The sequence below is a fragment of the Streptomyces sp. YJ-C3 genome (assembly GCF_053891275.1).
Genome location: NZ_CM132685.1, coordinates 3178987 through 3197125 on the forward strand (window position 1 = coordinate 3178987; position 18139 = coordinate 3197125).

Genomic DNA, 18139 nt, shown 5'->3' on the forward strand with positions numbered 1-18139 from the left:
CCATGGGGACGAAGAACGTCGGAGTGATGGGCGGGACGAGCGTGGGGGCTGCGCGCCAGCATGTAAGCGTTTGCTATCCGGCCGCAAGAGGGTTCGGGGAGTTTCTGTTCGTTACTACGCCGAGCGGCCCTGGTTCGAGCAGCATCGCGCACGGTGGAGGTGCGGGGCGTCGGGTCAGTCCTGGCGGCGCTTCGCGGGCGGCGGCGCCACCGAGTCCCGCACCACGAGCTGCGTCCCGAGCCGCACGGTGCCGGTCGTGGGTGCGCGCCAGTCGTCCTCGTCGCCCCCGTTCAGGGCGTTGCGCACGGCCTGGCGGCCCATCTCCTCCAGGGGGATCCGGACCGTCGTCAGGCGTGGCCGCAGTTCCTGGGCCACCGGGATGTCGTCGTAGCCGACCAGGGAGATGTCCTGCGGGATGCGCACCCCGGCCTCCTCCAGGGCCTGCGCCGCGCCGGCCGCCACGATGTCGTTCGCGGCGAACACCGCGGTGAACTCGGGTCCTTCCCGCAGGAGTTCGGTCATGCGCCGGTAGCCGAAGGCGCGGCTGAACGCGCCCGGCTGCTCCAGCTCGGGATCCCGTGCGATGCCGCGCAGTTCGAGGGCGCGCCGGTGTCCGGCCAGCCGGTCCTTGGCCGTGGACAGGCCGGGCGGCCCGCCGAGGTACAGGATCCGCTCGTGCCCCTGGGTGATCAGGTGGTCGGTGAGTGCGAAGGCGCCGCCCTCGTTGTCGTACTCCACGCCGACCGTGGGTGCCCCGTTGCCGATCGAGGGACGCCCGCACAGCACGAGCTTGGAGCCGCCCGCGTCCAACTCGCGGGCGCGACGCGCGAGTTCGGCCATGTACGCGCGGTCGTCGACACTGCCGCCGACGAGCACCACCGCGTCCGCGCGCCGCTCGTGCATCAGCTCGATGAAGGCGAGCTCGCGCTGCGGTTCGCCCTGGGTGCAGCAGACCAGGCAGAGGCGGCCGCCGGCGGTGGCCTCGCGCTCGACGCCCCGCGCGATGTACGCGTAGAAGGGGTCGACGACGTCGTTGACGATGATGCCGACCGTGCGGCCGGAGACACCGGCGAGGGCGCGCGCATGCGCGTTGACCACGTATCCGAGCTCGCGCATCGCCGCTTCGACGCGCTCGCGGGTCTCGGTGGCCACCGGGTAGTTGCGGTTCATCACGCGGGACACGGTCGCCGTGGACACTCCGGCGCGCTTGGCCACGTCGACGACGGTGGCGCGGCGCTGTCCGGCGGGTCCGCCGCTGCCGGGTGCCGTGGAACTCTGCCGGGACATCCGGCCCACCCCCTGATGGTCGTGCTGCTCTGCCTCTGGTCGTCCGCCCGTCGCAGAGCCTAGGCGCTGCGGCGCGGGCCCGCTCACGCGATCCGCTCCAGTTCGTCGAGGAGCACGGGATGGTTCAGCGGCACCCCTCGCGCGTAGCGGGCGAGCTCGTCGACGGCGAGCGCGCCGAGCCGCCCCACCTCGTTGCCCTGGGCGCCCGCCATGTGCGGGGTGATGAAGACGTTGGGCAGGTCCCACAGCGGGTGCCCGGCGGGCAGCGGCTCCGGGTCCGTGACGTCGAGCACGGCGTCGATCCGGCCGCTGACCAGGTGCTCGGTGAGGGCCGCGGTGTCCACGAGGGGGCCGCGCGCGGTGTTCACCAGCAGCGCGCCCGGCCGCATCAGGCCGAGCCGGCGGGCGTCCAGCAGGTGCCGGGTCTCGTCGGTGTCGGGCGCGTGCAGGGTCACGACGTCGCTGGTGGCGACGAGGGTGTCCAGGTCGGTGCGGGTCGCGCCGAGCAGTTCGGCCTCGGCGTCGCCGACGTACGGGTCGTACAGCAGGACCTCGGCGTCGAGCGAGCGCAGCAGTTGCGCCACGCGGCGTCCGATCCGGGACGCGCCGACCACGCCGACCGTGATGCCGCGTGTGCCCAGCCAGTGCTGGCGGTCCAGGTCGGCGCCGGTGCGGTGGGTGCGCCGGGTGCGGAAGAGATGGGCGAGCGGGAAGGCCCGCTTGGCGCCCAGGATGATCGCGGCGAGGGTGAACTCGGCGACCGGCACCGCGTTGGCCGCGGCCGCCGAGGAGACCGTGATGCCGCGCGCGTACGCGTCCCGGCTCAGGAACGTCTTCACGGTGCCGGCCGCGTGGATCACCGCGCGCAGCCGGGGTGCCCGGTCGAGCACGGCGGTGTCGATGGCCGGGCAGCCCCAGCCGGTGAGCAGGACCTCGCACTCGGCGAGCGCGGCGCGCGCCTCCGGGCTGCTGAACTCCCGCACGACGCGCGGCGGTTGGATGTCCGCGGTCTCCTCGAGGCGGGCCCGCACGGCCGGCGGGAAGACGTCGTCGACGACCGCGGAGTCCATCGCGAGAACCGTACGGGGCCGCCGCGGGGGCGGTGTGGCGTCGGCGGCCATGGCCTCGACCGGCGCCTCGTCAGTGGTACGCACCCTGCCTCCGGACAGTAAACGTGTTCTATGGCGTGACCGCACGCTAGGGATCGTGCAGCTCGACCGTCAAGGTCAAGAGTCGGCCAGGAGCGACAGGTTGTCCTGATAGTGCGTGAAATGGCAGCTCATGAAGCTGACTTGAAGGCCCGACTTAACGCGGCTGTTCCACGGATCTCTTGACGATGAGGTTAAACGCTTACTAACTTGCCGCCGCAGAAACGCAGTTACGTGCGAACACGGCTTTCCGCGCCACTCGGCCGAACAGGACCGCCCCATGACTGTTCCCGCACCACCCCTCGTCGTTCCCCGCAAGACCTTCTGGCAGCGCGTCAAACGCGACAAGGTGATGTTGCTGCTGTGCCTGCCCGGCTTCCTGTACTTCGTGGTGTTCCACTACGTGCCGCTGCTCGGCTACATGGTCGCCTTCCAGGACTACCAGCCCTACCTGGGCTACCTGCACAGCGCCTGGACCGGCCTCACGAACTTCACGAACGCCTTCGCCGACCCCGACTTCTGGTCGGCGACCGGCAACACCCTGGAGATCGCGCTCGTCCAGCTGGTCCTGTTCTTCCCCGTGCCGATCGGGCTCGCCCTGCTGCTCAACAGCATCGTCAGCGACAAACTGCGCCGCTTCGTGCAGAGCGTCGTCTACCTGCCGCACTTCATCGGCTGGGTCATCATCGTCTCGATCTTCCAGCAGATCCTCGGCGGCGCGGGCGTGGTCCCCGACCTGCTCGAAGCCGTCGGCCTGCCGCGCTACGACATGATGACCGACCCGGACGCCTTCCCCTGGCTGCTCGCGCTCCAGGTCATGTGGAAGGACGCCGGCTGGGGCACGATCATCATCCTCGCCGCGCTGCTCTCCATCGACCGCGGCCTGTACGAGGCGGCCGCCATGGACGGCGCGGCCCGCTGGCGCCGTTTCTGGCACGTCACCCTGCCCGGCCTGTCCCCGGTGCTCGTGCTGCTGCTGATCCTCAACCTCGGCAACATCCTCACCGTCGGCTTCGAGCAGATCCTGCTCCAGCGCGACGCCGTCGGCCCCGGCAGCGGTGAGGTCCTCGACACCTACGTCTACTTCCACGGCATCAAGGACAACCAGTGGGGCACCGCCGCCGCGGTCGGCCTGGTGAAGGCCGTGATCGGCACCGTGCTCGTCATCGGCGCCAACAAGTTCGCCCACCGGCTCGGCCATGAAGGGGTGTACCGCGGTGCTGACCGTTGACACGACCGCGGTGCCCACGCGCCGCCGCAGGAGCACGCCCGCCGCCGGGCAACTGCGCCCGTCCGGCGCCCGCCCGCCGTGGATGGAGCGCCCCACGAAGGCCGGGCTCGTCCTCAAGTGCCTCGCCCTCGTCATTGTCGTCGGCCTGGTCGCGTACCCGCTGCTCGGCGTGATCGGCACGAGCTTCGCCTCGCAGAACGACATCATCCGGTCCAACGGCCTCGTCCTGTGGCCCGACCACCCGAGCCTCGACGCCTACCGCACCGCGTTCACCGGCGGCCGCGTCACCCGCGCCCTGTTCGTGAGCGTCGGCGTCACCGTCATCGGCACCGCGTGCAGCCTCCTCGCCACCATCGGCATGGCGTACGGACTCTCGCGGCGCGGCATCGTCGGCGGCCGCTTCATCCTGATGACGGCCCTGTTCACCATGCTCTTCAACGCGGGCGTCATCCCCAACTTCCTTCTGGTGAAGGAGCTCGGCCTCTACAACACCTTCGCCGCGCTCGTCCTGCCCACCATGGTCAGCGCGTTCAACCTCGTCGTCATGCGGGCCTTCTTCATGAACCTGCCCGAGGAGCTGTACGACGCGGCCAAGGTCGACGGCGCGGGCGACTTCCGCACCCTGATCCGGGTCGTGCTGCCGCTGTCGAAGGCGGTCATCGCCGTCGTCGGGCTCTTCTACGCCGTCGCGTACTGGAACGCGTACTTCAACGCCCTGCTCTACCTCGGCGACAACGACAAGTGGCCGCTCCCGATGGTGCTGCGCACCTTCGTCCTGCAGGGCCAGAACCTCGACACCGCCGCGGCCGGCGAGGCCATCGCCCCGCAGCAGGCCGTGCAGATGGCCGTGCTGGTGATCGCGGTGGTGCCGATCCTGCTCGTCTACCCCTTCCTCCAGCGGTTCTTCACCAAGGGCGTCCTCACCGGCGCCGTCAAGGGCTGACCCCGCTGCCCGCACCCCCCTCACCCCGTCCTCTTTCGTCTCGTGTCTCGTCTCGTGCTGAGGAGTCCCCCGATGTCCGGCACCACGCCCATCAACCGCCGCACCCTGTTCCGCTGGGGTGCGGGCGCCGGCCTCGCCGTCGCCGCCGCCCCGCTGCTCGCCGCCTGCGGCGACGGCGGCGCCGCGGCCAAGGCCGAGGCGAACAGCGCCAAGCTGCTCCCGACGACCACGGTCCGCTCCATCGGCGCCAACGCCGACCTGCCCGGCACCGCGGCCGGTGTCCCGAACGCCTTCCTGAAGTACCCGGCGAAACCCGCCCGGGCCACCCGCGGCACCCCGCTGAAGGGAGCCCGGAAGATCACCGCGGTCACCGAGACGTTCGCGCCGCTGCCGCCCGAGCGCGGCAAGAACGCGGCGTGGCGGGCGATCGAGAAGATGCTCGGCACCGAGGTCGACTTCACGGCGGTGCCCGCCGACGACTACCCGGCGAAGTTCTCCACCATGGTGGCCGGTGACCAGCTGCCGGACATCTTCATGTACCCGGAGACCGGCGGCGTCGACAACAAGGGCGCCTTCCTCACCGCCACGTGCGCGGACCTCACGCCGCACCTGTCCGGCGACAAGGTCAAGGACTACCCGAACCTGGCCGCCGTCCCCGAGTACGCCTGGCAGGACGCCATCTACGCGGGCCGGCTCTACGGCATACCGATCGCCCGCTCCGGCAGCGGCGGCGCCGGCTTCTACCGCGCCGACCTCTTCGAGCAGGCGGGCGTCACCGACCTCGACCAGATCGACAGCGTCGAGCGGCTCGTGGAACTCGCCAAGGACCTCACCGACGCCAAGAAGAAGCAGTACTTCTTCACCGGCGGCAGCATGAACCTGCTCGCCATGTCGTCCGGCGCCCAGCACTTCTGGAAGCGCGACCCGAAGACCGGCAAATGGACCTACCAGCTGGAGGACGACGCGTTCCGGCACGCCGTCGAGACCGCGGCCCAGCTGTACAAGGCGGGCTGCTTCTATCCCGGCACCGTGCAGATGTCCGGCGCCCAGAAGGCCCAGTACACCGGCCTGTTCATGAACGGGAAGGCCGCGTACGTGTACGACGGCATGCCGGCCTACCTGGCCACCGCCACCGGTTACGTCGACGCCATGGCCGCCATCGACACGTCCTTCGACGTACGGCCCATGGTGCCGGTCGGCAAGGACGCCGTCGTCTGGACCGACAACGTGTCGCTGCAGAACTGCCACATCACCAAGGCCGGTGACAAGCGGGTCAAGGAGCTGCTGCGCCTCGCCGACTTCGCCGCCTCGCCCTTCGGCTCGGCCGAGTACACGCTCATCAACTACGGCGTCGAGGGCACCGACCACAAGCGTGACAAGAACGGCACCCCGGTGCTCACCGAGCAGGGCGCCCAGGACGTCACCGTGCCCTGGTCCAAGCTGGCCTCGGCGACCCCCGCGTTCTTCAGCGCCACCCACCCCGACGCGGCGCGCTACGTCCACGAGGCGTACACGAAGCTCATCCCGATGATGATCGAGGACCCCACCCTCGCCTACACGGCACCGACCTGGGACTCCAAGGGCCTGGGCAGTCTCTACACCATCCACCTCGACGGCGTGAAGGACCTCATCACCGGCCGCAGGCCCCTGTCCTCGTACGACGACCTGGTCAAGAAGTGGCGGAGCGCCGGCGGCGACAAGTGCCGCGCCGAGTTCGAGCAGGCCTCCCAGAAGAAGTCCTCGCGGAAGGGGAAGAAGTGACCACCAGCAGACGCGTACTCCTGAAGGGCGCGGGCGCCGCCGCCTTCACCGTCCCACTGTTCGCCACGGCCGCCCACGCCCGGGGCTTCGACCCGAAACCCGGCGGCGACGGCGTCGGCGACCCGCTGTACCCGACGCTCGGCAACGGCGGCTACCAGGTCACCCACTACGACCTGACCTTCGACTTCACCCCGGTCACCTACGACTTCACCGGCGTGGTCGAGCTGTCCGCCAGGGCGACGCAGGACCTGTCGTCGTTCAACCTGGACACCGACGGCCACACCATCGACGCGATCACGGTCAACGGCCGCCCCGCTCAATTCGCCCTGACCGTCGGCGCGTCGGGCCAGGAGCTGACGGTCACCCCGGCCGGGCCGCTGCACAAGAACGCGCCCTTCACGGTCACCGTCACCTACCACGGCAACGGCAAGGCGCCGCGCACCAGCCTGTCCGGCTGGAAGTTCGGCAGCGACGGCGGCTTCGCCTCGGCCGTGCAGTCGTCGCGCGCGGACACCTTCCTGCCGTGCAACGACACCCCGTCCGACAAGGCCACCTGGACCTTCCACATCTCCGCGCCCGAGGGGTATGTCGCCGCCGCCAACGGCGTGTTGACCGGCAAGGACAAGCGGTCCGACGGCTCGGCCGTGTGGCACTTCGCACTCCGCGAGCGGATGCCCACCGAGCTCCTCGGCATCGCCGTCGTCAAGGGCACCTATCTGTACGGCACTTCGCACACCGGACTGCCGCTGCGCCACGTCGTCCCGCAGGGCCAGGAGGACAAGTACGGCCCGATCGTGGCCCGCACGCCGGACCATCTCGCCTGGCTGGAAGCGAAGTTCGGCAGGTACCCGTTCTCCGTGTACGGCGTGCACATCTACGACGGATACACCGACGCGCTGGAGAACTCCACGCTCACGCTCATGGGCACCAACTGGTTCAAGCCCAACGCCGACGGCAACCCCACCTACGAGAACACCATGGTCCACGAGCTGACCCACCAGTGGTTCGGCGACAGCGTGACCCCGAACGACTGGCAGCAGGCCTGGCTGAACGAAGGCCCCGCCGTGTACTACGCCGCCCTCTACAGCGAGGAGCGCGGCTGGTCGGTGATGGACGACAAGATGAAGGCGACCTACGCCGAACTCGACGCGATCCGGGCGAGCGACGGGCCTCCGGGGCTGCCCAAGGGGCTCGGCGGCGTCAACATCTACGACGGCGGGGCGCTCGTCCTGTACGCGCTGCAACTCCAGGTCGGGCAGCCGACGTTCGACCGGATCATGGGGTCGTGGCCGCGCCGTTTCAAGGACACCACCGTGACCAGCGAGGACTTCATCCGGCACGCCGTCGCCGTGACGGGCGACCGGTCCCTCGACTCCTTCCTGCGGGACTGGCTGTTCGGGGCCACGAATCCGCCGATGCCGGGCCGTCCCGACTGGGCGGTGGCGTCATGAGCCGGCGACCGGGGCGCCTTTCGGCCCGGGATCTTCCCTTCGTGCGCGGCTCCCGGACCTCTGTGGTTGCTCGCGCGGTTCCCCGTGCCGCTGTGGGGCGCGCTGCCGTGGCGGTGCTGACAGCTGTCGCGGCCCTCGCCCTCACCCCGCTGCCCGGCGCCCGGGCAGCGGCCTCCGGCCCCATGGTCCTGCACGCCGCACCGCACGGGTCCGGCACGTCCTGCACCACCGGGCGCCCCTGTACGGTCGAGGGCGCGCGCGACGCCGCGCGCGCCGTCACCGGGCGGGCGGTACGCGTCGAACTCGCCGACGGCACCTACCGGTTGACTGCGCCCTTGAAGCTGGGCGCCGACGACTCCGGCGTCACCTGGGCCGCCGCGCCCGGCGCCGACCCCGTGCTCTCCGGCGGGCGCACGCTCACGGGCTGGGCCCCGAACTCCGACGGCACCTGGACCGCGAAGGTGCCCGAGGGCGTCACCCCGCGCCAGCTCTTCGTCGACGGGACCCGCGCCGTGCGGGCCCGGGGCGACTCCTGCGCCGCCGCCGTGTGCGACGCCACCAAGACCGGCATGACCGGCGCGCAGGCCACCGGGATCGACCGATGGGCCCGGCCCACCGACGCCGAGGCCGTCATCCGGGTGCGGTGGCGCAACTACCACTGCCGCATCGCGTCCGTCACCGGCGACCACATGACGTTCGCCCAGCCCTGCTGGACCAACTCCGCGTCCGGCACGAACCGCACGGGCCCCGCCTGGGACTCGACGACCGTCGACTCGGCCCGCTACTCCAAGGTCGCCTTCTTCGAGAACGCGCGTGAACTCCTCGACCGGCCGGGCGAGTTCGTGTGGGACTCGGCCGCGCGCACCGTCACGTACCTGCCGCGCGAGGGTGAGGACCCCCGCCGCTTCCGGGCCGTCACCCCCGTCACGGAGAACCTCCTCGTCCTCGACGGCGCCCACGACGTCCGCGTCACCGGCATCGACTTCGCGTACGCCGCCTACCTGCAGCCGTCCACCGGCGAGGGCTACGCGGGCATGCAGGCCGGACTGACCCTGACCGGTGCCACGGGCCCCGTGGACCACGCGGGCCGGTTCTACACCAAGCCCGCCGCGGCCCTCACCGTGCGCGGCGGCCGGCATGTCGTCGTCGACCACGCGCGGTTCAGCCACCTCGGCGGCGCCGGCGCGGTCTTCGAGCAGGGCACGCAGGACTCCACCCTCACCCGCTCCCGCTTCACCGACCTCTCCTCCGGCGCCGCGTACATCGGCGACACGGACCCCACGCCGGGACCCGAACTCGTGGGGGCCCGCAACACGGTGTCGTACAACACCGTTCGCCACACAGGGGTGGAGTACACGGACGCCGTCGGCATCTGGGCGGGCTACGAGGCCGGGACCGTCATCGACCACAACACCCTCGACGACCTGCCGTACTCCGCCGTCTCCGTCGGCTGGGGCTGGAACCAGCCCGAGGCCCAGCAGTCCGTGCTGCGCGACAACCGCGTCACGAACAACCGGATCACCGACGTCATGCGGGTCGCCCACGAGCAGCACGACGGCGGCGCCATCTACACCCAGGGCGCCCAGCCCGGCACGGTGATCTCCGGCAACTACATCAACCGCAGCGCCTACGGGAACACCGAGCGCGACGGCAACGGCATCTACCTGGACGAACAGTCCAGCCACATCACGGTCAGCGGCAACGTCCTGACCCGCCTCGGCTACAAGTGGGTCTCCAACTGGGCCGACTACGGCATCGACAACCACGCCACCGGCAACTGGACCGACACCGACGCCCCCGCCCTCGCGGGCACCGGCTCGACCATGACCGACAACCACACCCGGCTCGACCGGCTGCCCGCCGCCGCCCTCAAGGTCGCCGCGGCGGCGGGCGCGGACGGCCACGGCCACGTCGAGCGGCTCCGGCCGGACCTGGCCCGCACCGGCACGGCCACCCAGTCCTCCACCGACGGGACGAGCGCCGCCGCCCGCGCCGTCGACGGGGACACCTCCACCGACACGCGCACGCTGTCCGAGGCGGGAGCCTGGTGGCAGGTCGACCTGGGCGCCGAGCGGCACGTCGGGCAGGTGGAGATCTGGAACGACGCGTCGATGACGACGGGCGCGTTCGACGTGCGGCTCGCGTCGTCGGCCGACTTCTCCGACGCCACCACCGTCCACGTCACGGGCAAGGCCCTGCGCCCGACCCTGCTCGACACCGACACCGAGGCCCGTTACGTCCGCATCCAGCTGACCGGCACCGGACGCGTGGGCCTCGCGCAGGTCCAGGTGCACTCCTAGGACAGGGCGCACTCCCGCGAACCGCGCGGGGGCACCGCGGGTCCGTGGGGGCCCCGCGGTGCCCCCGCGCCCGCGTGCTTGCTTCCATGAGGGCGAGCGCCGCACCGACACCACGTACAGGAAAGGCGGTTACGCCATGACCGATGCTCCCTCCGACCTCAGACTCGGCGTCCTCGGCTACGGACTGCGCGGCTCGATCGCCCGCACCGCCCACCGGCCCGGGGCCGGCTCCCGGGTCGTCGCCCTCGCGGACCACGACGCGGCGGCGCGGACGGAGGCGGCCCTGGCGTTCCCCGGCGCCCTGATATCGAGTGACCACAAGAAGGTGATCGCGGACCCGGACGTCGACGCGATCGTCGTCCTCACCCCCGACCACACCCACGCCGACGTCGCCGGCGAGGCGCTCGAGGCGGGCAAGCCGGTCTTCGTCGAGAAGCCCCTCGACATCTCCGTCGAGCGCTGCGACGAACTGCTGCGCACCGCGTACGAGACCGGGTCGCGGCTCTACGTCGGCCACAACATGCGGCACATGCCGGTCGTCCGCCTGATGCGCGACGTCATCGCACGTGGCGAGATCGGCGAGGTCAAGACCGTGTGGGTGCGGCACTTCGTCGGCTACGGCGGCGACTGGTACTTCAAGGACTGGCACGCCGAACGGCAGTACACGAACGGGCTGTTGTTGCAGAAGGCCGCCCACGACATCGATGTCCTGCACTGGCTCGCGAACGGCTACACCCGCCAGGTGCAGGCCCTCGGCGACCTCATGGTCTACGGCGACAACCCGCACCGCCGCGAACCCGGCGAGCCCAAGCACGACGACTGGTACACGAAGGACGGCCACTGGCCGGCGGCCACCCAGCGCGGACTCAACCCCGTCATCGACGTCGAGGACGTGTCCCTGGTCAACATGCGCCTGGACAACGGGGTGCTGGCGGCCTACCAGCAGTGCCACTTCACCCCCGACTACTGGCGCAACTACACCGTCATCGGTGACGCGGGCCGCCTGGAGAACTTCGGCGACGGACCCGGGGGAGTGGTCAAGGTGTGGAACACGCGCCGCTCCTCCTACCGCGGCGAGGCCGACGCCGAGTACCCCGTGCCGGACGCCGAGGACAACGCCGGACACGGCGGAGCCGATCCGCTGCTCATCGACGAGTTCGTGCGCTTCGCGCGTGACGGCGGCGCCACCGACACCTCGCCGGTCGCCGCCCGCATGGCCGTCGCCGCCGGGGTACGGGCCACCGAGTCGCTGCGCGACGGCGGAACGCCGCGCGAGGTGCCGGACCTGGACCCGGAGCTGATCGCGTACTTCGAGCGCGGACAGACCCACGGGGCGGCACACCGGCACGGCCTGTAGGAAAGCTGCGACGGCGCTTAAGAAATCCTCGATGGACCTGGGGCGCCGTCGTACGGAAGAGTCCGGGGTGGCGGCCGGCTGACCGCCACCCCACCCACTCTTCCCCGTACGCGGGCGGCTTCGCGCTGCCCGCGTACGCGACGACAGGAGCCGAGCCGTTGAAGGCACTGGTCAAGGAGAAGGCCGAACCGGGACTGTGGCTGACGGACGTGCCAGAGCCGTCCGTCGGCCCCGGTGACGTACTGATCAAGGTGCTGCGGACCGGGATCTGCGGTACAGACCTGCACATCCGCGGCTGGGACGGCTGGGCGCAGTCCACCGTCAGCGCGCCGCTCGTCGTCGGCCACGAGTTCGTCGGCGAGGTCGTCGGGACCGGCCGGGACGTCGCGGACATCGCCGTCGGTGACACGGTCAGCGGCGAGGGCCACCTCGTGTGCGGCAAGTGCCGCAACTGCCTGGCCGGACGGCGCCACCTGTGCCGCGCCACGGTCGGCCTCGGTGTCGGCCGCGACGGGGCGTTCGCCGAGTACGTCGCCCTGCCCGCGTCGAACGTGTGGGTGCACCGGGTCCCCGTCGACCTCGACGTGGCGGCGATCTTCGACCCGTTCGGCAACGCCGTGCACACCGCGCTGTCCTTCCCCCTCGTCGGCGAGGACGTGCTCATCACCGGCGCCGGACCGATCGGCCTCATGGCCGCCGCCGTCGCCAAGCACGCCGGCGCCCGCAACGTCGTGATCACCGACGTCAGCGAGGAGCGCCTGGAGCTGGCCCGCAAGGTCGGCGTCAGCCTCGCCCTGAACGTCGCGGACGCCACCATCGCCGACGGCCAGCGCACGCTCGGCCTGCGCGAGGGCTTCGACATCGGCCTGGAGATGTCCGGCAACCCGGTCGCGATGCGCGACATGCTCGCCAACATGACCCACGGCGGCAAGATCGCCATGCTCGGCCTGCCGTCGCAGGAGTTCGCCGTCGACTGGGCCCGCATCGTCACCTCGATGATCACCATCAAGGGCATCTACGGCCGCGAGATGTTCGAGACCTGGTACGCCATGTCGGTGCTGCTCGAAGGCGGCCTCGACCTCGCCCCGGTGATCACCGGCCGCTACGCGTACACCGACTTCGACGCGGCCTTCGACGACGCGGCGAGCGGCCGCGGCGGCAAGGTCATCCTCGACTGGGAAGTCTGATCTTCCAGGCTCGGTTCGCCTCCGGGACCCCGAAGCCGGTGCCCCTTCGGCTCACTCGCCGGGCGCCGGACCCGCCCCCGAACTCCCCCCGCTGACAAGGACTCACGTCATGTTCGACAACGTACGCGAAGACCTGCAGGCCACCCTCGACGAGATCGTCGCCGCCGGCCTGCACAAGCCCGAGCGGGTCATCGGCACCCCGCAGTCCGCCACCGTCGGCGTGACGGCGGGCGGCCGCCCCGGCGAGGTGCTCAACTTCTGCGCCAACAACTACCTCGGCCTCGCCGACCACCCCGAGGTGATCGCCGCGGGCCACGCCGCCCTCGACCGCTGGGGCTACGGCATGGCCTCCGTCCGCTTCATCTGCGGCACGCAGGAGGTGCACAAGGAGCTGGAGGCGCGCCTGTCCGCGTTCCTCGGCCAGGAGGACACGATCCTCTACTCCTCCTGCTTCGACGCCAACGGCGGCGTCTTCGAGACGCTCCTCGGCCCCGAGGACGCGGTGATCTCCGACGCCCTCAACCACGCCTCGATCATCGACGGCATCCGCCTCAGCAAGGCCAAGCGGTTCCGCTACGCCAACCGCGACATGGCCGACCTGGAGGCCCAGCTCAAGGCGGCCACCGAAGCGGGCGCCCGGCGCAAGCTGATCGTCACCGACGGCGTCTTCTCCATGGACGGCTACGTCGCGCCGCTGACGGACATCTGCGACCTCGCCGAGCGCCACGACGCCATGGTCATGGTCGACGACTCGCACGCCGTCGGCTTCGTCGGCCCCGGCGGCCGCGGCACCCCCGAGCTGCACGGCGTCATGGACCGCGTCGACATCATCACCGGCACCCTCGGCAAGGCCCTCGGCGGCGCCTCCGGCGGCTATGTCGCCGCCCGCGCGGAGATCGTCGCGCTGCTGCGCCAGCGCTCGCGCCCGTACCTGTTCTCCAACAGCCTCGCCCCGGTCATCGCGGCAGCCTCCCTGAAGGTCCTCGACCTCCTGGAGTCGGCCGGTGACCTGCGCGAACGCCTCGCCGCGAACACGAAGCTGTTCCGTACGCGGATGACCGAGGAAGGCTTCGACATCCTCCCCGGCGACCACGCCATCGCGCCGGTCATGATCGGCGACGCGTCGGTCGCGGGCCGGATGGCCGAGCTGCTCCTGGAGCGCGGCGTGTACGTGATCGGCTTCTCGTACCCGGTCGTGCCGCAGGGACAGGCCCGTATCCGCGTCCAGCTCTCCGCCGCGCACTCGACCGAGGACGTGAACAGGGCCGTGGACGCGTTCGTCGACGCCCGCGCGCAGCTCGGCTGACCGGTTTGCGAGAATCGGGGACATGATCGAAGCGCGGCGGCTGCACATCCTCCGTGCGGTGGCCGACCACCGCACGGTCACGGCGGCTGCCGCCGCGCTGTACCTCACCCCGTCCGCGGTCTCCCAGCAGCTGACCGCCCTGGAGCAGGAGACCGGTCACAAGCTGGTCGAGCGCGGCGCCCGCGGGGTCCGTCTGACCCCCGCGGGCGAGATCCTGCTCACCCATGCGAACGCCGTCCTGGCCCAGCTGGAGCGGGCCGAGGCGGAGCTCGCCGCCTACAGCACGGGCGAGGCGGGCACGGTCACGCTCGCCTCCTTCGCGACCGGCATCGGACTGGTCGTCGGCCCGGCCCTGGCCCGGCTCGCCCTGGCCGCGCCCGGCATCCGCGTCCGCGTCCAGGACGCCGAGGGCGACGCCAGCCTGCCGATGCTCCTGGACCGGCGCATCGATGTCGCGGTCGCCGTCGAGTACCGGGGCGCCCCGGGGGCCGACGACGACCGGATCACCCGGGTGCCGCTGTACGCCGAGCCGTTCGACGCGGTGCTGCCGGTCGCGCACCGGCTCGCGGACGCCGAGCGGGTGCCCGTCGGCGACCTGGCGAAGGACACCTGGATCGGCCCCTACCCCGGCAACCCGTGCCATGACGTGGTCGTCCTGGCCTGCGAGCACGCGGGATTCTCCCCGCAGTTCGAGCACTCCTCCGACGACTTCCGGGCGGTCGTCGCCCTGGCCTCGGCCGGCGCGGGCGTGGCCCTCGTCCCGCGTTCGGCCCTGGTGGGCATGGACCTCACCGAGGTCGTCGTCCGCCCGATCGACGGCGTGGCCCCCACCCGGAAGGTCTTCGCCGCGGTCCGTCACGGAGCGGAGTCGCATCCGCTGATCCGGCCGGTCCTCGACGCGCTCGGGGAGGCGGCCCGGGGCTGACACCCCCGGTCACAGCACGCCGCCCGCGTCGTCGTCGCTCGCGGTCCGTGATCACGGCCACGCCCGCCTACGACAGGGCCCTCGTACTGCCCCGCACCATGACCTCCCCGGCGAACCGCTCCACCCGCGCCCGCTCCCCGCGCGGCTCCCGCAGGGCCAGGGCGAGCGCGGCCCGCCCCATCTCGGGCAGCGGCAGCGCCACCGTGGTCAGCGGCGGGGTCAGCTCCCGTACGAGCGGCACGTCGTCGAACCCGGCGAGCGACACGTCGTCCGGCACCCGCAGCCCCCGCTCGCGCAGCGCCGCCAGCGCGCCCACCGCCATCACGTCCGTCACCGCGAAGAGGCAGGTGGGCGACGCGCCCGGAGCGTCGAGGAGCCGGAGTGCCGCCGCGTGGCCGCCGTCCCGGGTGAAGGCCCCGCGCACCACCCGGTCCGCGGGCAGCGGTATCCCGGCCTCGGCCAGCCCCGCCCGGAACCCCGAGACCCGGTCGGCCACCGTCGTCAGCGACGCCGGGCCCGCGAGCACCGCGAACTCCCGGTGGCCCAGGGCGACGAGGGCCCGGGCCAGCGCCGCGGCCCCGGCCCGGTTGCCCGGCAGGACCGAGTCGACCCGCAGGCTGCGGTGCCGGCTGACCACCGCCACCCGGCCGCCCGAGCGCAGATACGGGGCGAGTTCGGCGTCCAGGGCCCGCTCCCAGGCCCGGTCCTGGATGCCGGAGCCGATCAGCAGGATGGCCCGCGCCCGCTGCCCCCGCAGCATCGACAGATACGCGATCTCGCGCTCGGGCTCCCGGAACGTGGAGGCCAGCATCACCAGCAGATCCCGCTCCGCCGCGGCCGCCATCACCCCGCTCGCGATCGCCGCGAAGTACGGGTCGCCGACGTCGTGGCAGATCACCCCGACGGTACTGCCCGTCGAACCGGCGAGCGCCTGGGCGTGCGCGTTCGGGATGTAGCCGAGGGCGTGCGCCGCCGCCCGGACCCGGCCGAGCAGTTCCGTCCGTACCCTCGCCGTACCGTTCAGCGCGCGTGACGCGGTGGCGGGGGAGACGCCGGCCCGGCGGGCCACGGCGTCGAGCGTCACGTGCGGTCGTGCGTCCAGTGGTCCGTCCGGTTCGTCCACCGCGCCCCCTCGGTCCCGGTTCGCCACCGGTCACAGGAAACTTCTGCACGGTCTCTTGACCGCTCAGACATCGGCTCATTAGCGTGACTGACACCGTATCAGAAAGCGCTTTCTGAAAGCGATTTCGCAGCACCTGCTCCGCCGCTCCGCCGAAGCCGACCTGATATCAGGGGAGTTCCACGTGAGTCAGAGCACGGTCAAGTCAACTCCTCTGCGGATCAGTGGTGTTGATGAACGAAAGAAGCCGAGCGCCGGCCGCCGTCTCGCCGCGGCGGCCGAGAAGAGCTGGCGGCCGCTCGCCCTTCTCCTGGTCTGCTTCGGCGCCTGGTGGGTGATCGCCGCCGCCGAGCTCGTGGAGCCGTACCTCGTTCCCTCGCCCGGCCGCACCCTCGACGTCGTGCTCGACAAGCCCGACTACCTCTGGCAGCACAGCTGGGTCACCACGTACGAGACGCTGCTCGGCTTCGTCATCGCGGTGGGCGTCGGCGTGCTGTCGGCCGTCGTCATGGTGTACTCGACCACCGTCGAGAAGACCCTGTACCCGATCCTGCTGTTCGCCCAGGTCGTCCCGAAGATCGCGATCGCGCCGCTGTTCGTGGTGTGGCTCGGCTTCGGGATCGCGCCGAAGATCCTCATCGCGGTGCTCATCGCGTTCTTCCCCGTCGTCATCTCCATGGTCACCGGCCTCAAGGCGGTCGATCCGGAGATGCTGCAGCTGTCCGCGACGATGGGCGCGAGCCCCTGGCAGACGTTCCGCAAGATCCGGTTCCCGGCGTCGCTGCCGCACCTCTTCTCCGGGCTGAAGGTCGCGGTGACCCTCGCCGTCACCGGCGCCGTGGTCGGCGAGTTCGTCGGCGCGAACGAAGGGCTCGGCTACGTCATCCTCCAGGCCAACGGGAACCTGGACACCCCGATGCTGTTCGCCGGGCTGCTCGTCATGTCGCTGATCGGCGTCGTGCTGTTCGTGGCGGTGGAGATCGCGGAGAAGCTGCTGCTGCCGTGGCACGCCAGCCGGCGCGACGCCGCCGCCGTGACGACGTACTGAACGCGACCGGTCCATGGAACGTCCCTTCGCAGAAAGGCCCGCCATGCCCCCGCGCAGACTGCTGACCGCCACCGTGCCGCTCGCCCTGCTCGCGCTCGCCGCGACGGCCTGCGGCGGCGGCTCGGACACCACCTCGACCAGCGACTCCGGCAAGAAGCTCGACAAGGTCACGCTGACCCTGAACTGGTACCCGTACGGCGAGCACGCCCCGTTCTACTACGGCAAGCAGCGGAAGATCTTCGAGAAGCACGGCATCGACCTGGACATCCGGGCGGGCCAGGGCTCGCAGAAGACCGTGCAGGCCACCGGCGCCGGGCAGACCGACTTCGGCTGGGCGGACACCCCGGCCGTCCTCGCCGGTGTCGACCAGGGGGTGCAGGTCAGGAGCCTGGGTGTCTTCCTGCAGACGACGCCCGCCTCCGTGCAGTCCTTCGCCGCGCAGGGCATCGCCACCCCGGCCGACCTGAAGGGCACGACCATCGCGGGCACGGCCGGTGACGCGCTCTCCAAGACCTTCCCGATCTTCCTGAAGAAGAACGGCATCGCGGAGTCCGACGTCAAGGTCCAGAACACCGACCCGGCGGGCAAGATCGCCGCCGTCATCTCCGGGAAGACCGACGGCCTGCTCGGCTACGCCAGCGACCAGGGGCCCACCATGCAGGACAAGGCCAAGAAGGACGTCGCGTACCTGCGCTTCTCCGAGCACGGACTCAACTTCTACTCCAACGGGCTCATCGCGGGCCGCAAGACGCTCACCGGCCGCGGCGACCTCGCGCGGCGCATGGCGACGGCCGTCAGCGAGTCGTGGACCGCCGCCGAGAAGAGCCCGCAGCCCGCCGTCGCCGCCATGGACGGTGCCTCCGAGCAGCTTCCGCCCGCCGGCGTGCTGGCGGAGCAGTTCAGGACGACGCTGACGCTGCTGCACACGCAGGCGACCCGGGGCAAGGCGCCCGGTGTCAACACCGAGGCCGACTGGCAGCAGACCATCGACGTCTTCGCCCAGGCCGGTCTGGTCAAGAGCGCGAAGCCGGTCGAGCAGTACTGGGACGCCGACAACGCGATGAAGGGCTGAGGG

At 71.3% G+C, this 18139-nt stretch carries 14 protein-coding genes; 11 read left to right on the top strand and 3 right to left on the bottom strand.

Annotation, left to right across the window (positions count from 1 at the left end; genetic code table 11):
- Positions 1-174 precede the first annotated feature (174 nt).
- Positions 175-1287: a LacI family DNA-binding transcriptional regulator gene (locus tag ACVHNB_RS13910; protein WP_456228209.1), complete on the bottom strand. Its 1113-nt coding sequence runs from the start codon at positions 1285-1287 to the stop codon at positions 175-177.
- A gap of 83 nt (positions 1288-1370) precedes the next feature.
- Positions 1371-2441, bottom strand: a complete 1071-nt coding sequence (locus tag ACVHNB_RS13915) for a hydroxyacid dehydrogenase (RefSeq protein WP_456228210.1) — start codon at positions 2439-2441, stop codon at positions 1371-1373.
- A 274-nt stretch (positions 2442-2715) separates the two neighbouring features.
- Between ACVHNB_RS13915 and ACVHNB_RS13920 the strand changes: the two genes are divergently transcribed.
- The 9 genes from ACVHNB_RS13920 (at position 2716) to ACVHNB_RS13960 (ending at position 14896) form a co-directional block, all read left to right on the top strand.
- Positions 2716-3666, top strand: a complete 951-nt coding sequence (locus ACVHNB_RS13920; protein WP_428950877.1) for an ABC transporter permease — start codon at positions 2716-2718, stop codon at positions 3664-3666.
- 82 nt (positions 3667-3748) lie between these two features.
- On the top strand, positions 3749-4609 hold the full coding sequence (locus ACVHNB_RS13925; protein ID WP_456228882.1) for a carbohydrate ABC transporter permease: 861 nt from the start codon (positions 3749-3751) through the stop codon (positions 4607-4609).
- 72 nt (positions 4610-4681) lie between these two features.
- The gene (locus ACVHNB_RS13930; protein ID WP_456228211.1) at positions 4682-6370 is read left to right on the top strand and encodes an extracellular solute-binding protein; all 1689 of its coding nucleotides are present in this window, start codon (positions 4682-4684) and stop codon (positions 6368-6370) included.
- Positions 6367-7821, top strand: coding sequence for a M1 family metallopeptidase (locus tag ACVHNB_RS13935; protein WP_428950875.1), 1455 nt, complete (start codon positions 6367-6369; stop codon positions 7819-7821). The genes ACVHNB_RS13930 and ACVHNB_RS13935 overlap by 4 nt, the downstream gene beginning before the upstream one ends.
- Before the next feature lie 107 nt (positions 7822-7928).
- Complete coding sequence (locus ACVHNB_RS13940; RefSeq protein WP_456228212.1) at positions 7929-10121, top strand: galactose-binding domain-containing protein; 2193 nt, start codon at positions 7929-7931, stop codon at positions 10119-10121.
- A 136-nt stretch (positions 10122-10257) separates the two neighbouring features.
- On the top strand, positions 10258-11478 hold the full coding sequence (locus tag ACVHNB_RS13945) for a Gfo/Idh/MocA family protein (RefSeq protein WP_456228213.1): 1221 nt from the start codon (positions 10258-10260) through the stop codon (positions 11476-11478).
- Between the two features lie 158 nt (positions 11479-11636).
- Positions 11637-12665 carry an L-threonine 3-dehydrogenase gene (gene tdh / locus ACVHNB_RS13950; protein ID WP_428950872.1) on the top strand — a complete coding sequence of 343 codons (1029 nt, stop codon included), beginning with the start codon at positions 11637-11639 and terminating at the stop codon, positions 12663-12665.
- 109 nt (positions 12666-12774) lie between these two features.
- The gene (locus tag ACVHNB_RS13955; protein ID WP_428950870.1) at positions 12775-13971 is read left to right on the top strand and encodes a glycine C-acetyltransferase; all 1197 of its coding nucleotides are present in this window, start codon (positions 12775-12777) and stop codon (positions 13969-13971) included.
- Between the two features lie 22 nt (positions 13972-13993).
- On the top strand, positions 13994-14896 hold the full coding sequence (locus ACVHNB_RS13960; RefSeq protein ID WP_456228214.1) for a LysR family transcriptional regulator: 903 nt from the start codon (positions 13994-13996) through the stop codon (positions 14894-14896).
- A 67-nt stretch (positions 14897-14963) separates the two neighbouring features.
- On the opposite strand, the gene ACVHNB_RS13965 is transcribed toward ACVHNB_RS13960, so the two are convergent.
- A complete protein-coding gene (locus tag ACVHNB_RS13965) occupies positions 14964-15980 on the bottom strand; it encodes a LacI family DNA-binding transcriptional regulator (protein ID WP_456228883.1) in 1017 nt (338 codons plus the stop codon).
- Positions 15981-16200: 220 nt separating this feature from the next.
- On the opposite strand from ACVHNB_RS13965, the gene ACVHNB_RS13970 reads away from it, so the two are divergent.
- Positions 16201-17064: an ABC transporter permease gene (locus tag ACVHNB_RS13970; RefSeq protein ID WP_456228215.1), complete on the top strand. Its 864-nt coding sequence runs from the start codon at positions 16201-16203 to the stop codon at positions 17062-17064.
- Between the two features lie 43 nt (positions 17065-17107).
- Positions 17108-18136, top strand: a complete 1029-nt coding sequence (locus ACVHNB_RS13975) for an ABC transporter substrate-binding protein (protein ID WP_456228216.1) — start codon at positions 17108-17110, stop codon at positions 18134-18136.
- Positions 18137-18139 lie beyond the last annotated feature (3 nt).

Bases quoted from the DNA above. Each gene is read 5' to 3' on its own strand.
- ACVHNB_RS13920 (WP_428950877.1), top strand. From the start codon at position 2,716: ATGACTGTTCCCGCACCACCCCTCGTCGTTCCCCGCAAGACCTTCTGG.
- ACVHNB_RS13945 (WP_456228213.1), top strand. From the start codon at position 10,258: ATGACCGATGCTCCCTCCGACCTCAGACTCGGCGTCCTCGGCTACGGA.
- ACVHNB_RS13930 (WP_456228211.1), top strand. From the start codon at position 4,682: ATGTCCGGCACCACGCCCATCAACCGCCGCACCCTGTTCCGCTGGGGT.
- ACVHNB_RS13960 (WP_456228214.1), top strand. From the start codon at position 13,994: ATGATCGAAGCGCGGCGGCTGCACATCCTCCGTGCGGTGGCCGACCAC.
- ACVHNB_RS13975 (WP_456228216.1), top strand. From the start codon at position 17,108: ATGCCCCCGCGCAGACTGCTGACCGCCACCGTGCCGCTCGCCCTGCTC.
- ACVHNB_RS13955 (WP_428950870.1), top strand. From the start codon at position 12,775: ATGTTCGACAACGTACGCGAAGACCTGCAGGCCACCCTCGACGAGATC.
- ACVHNB_RS13925 (WP_456228882.1), top strand. From the start codon at position 3,749: ATGGAGCGCCCCACGAAGGCCGGGCTCGTCCTCAAGTGCCTCGCCCTC.
- ACVHNB_RS13910 (WP_456228209.1), bottom strand. From the start codon at position 1,287: ATGTCCCGGCAGAGTTCCACGGCACCCGGCAGCGGCGGACCCGCCGGA.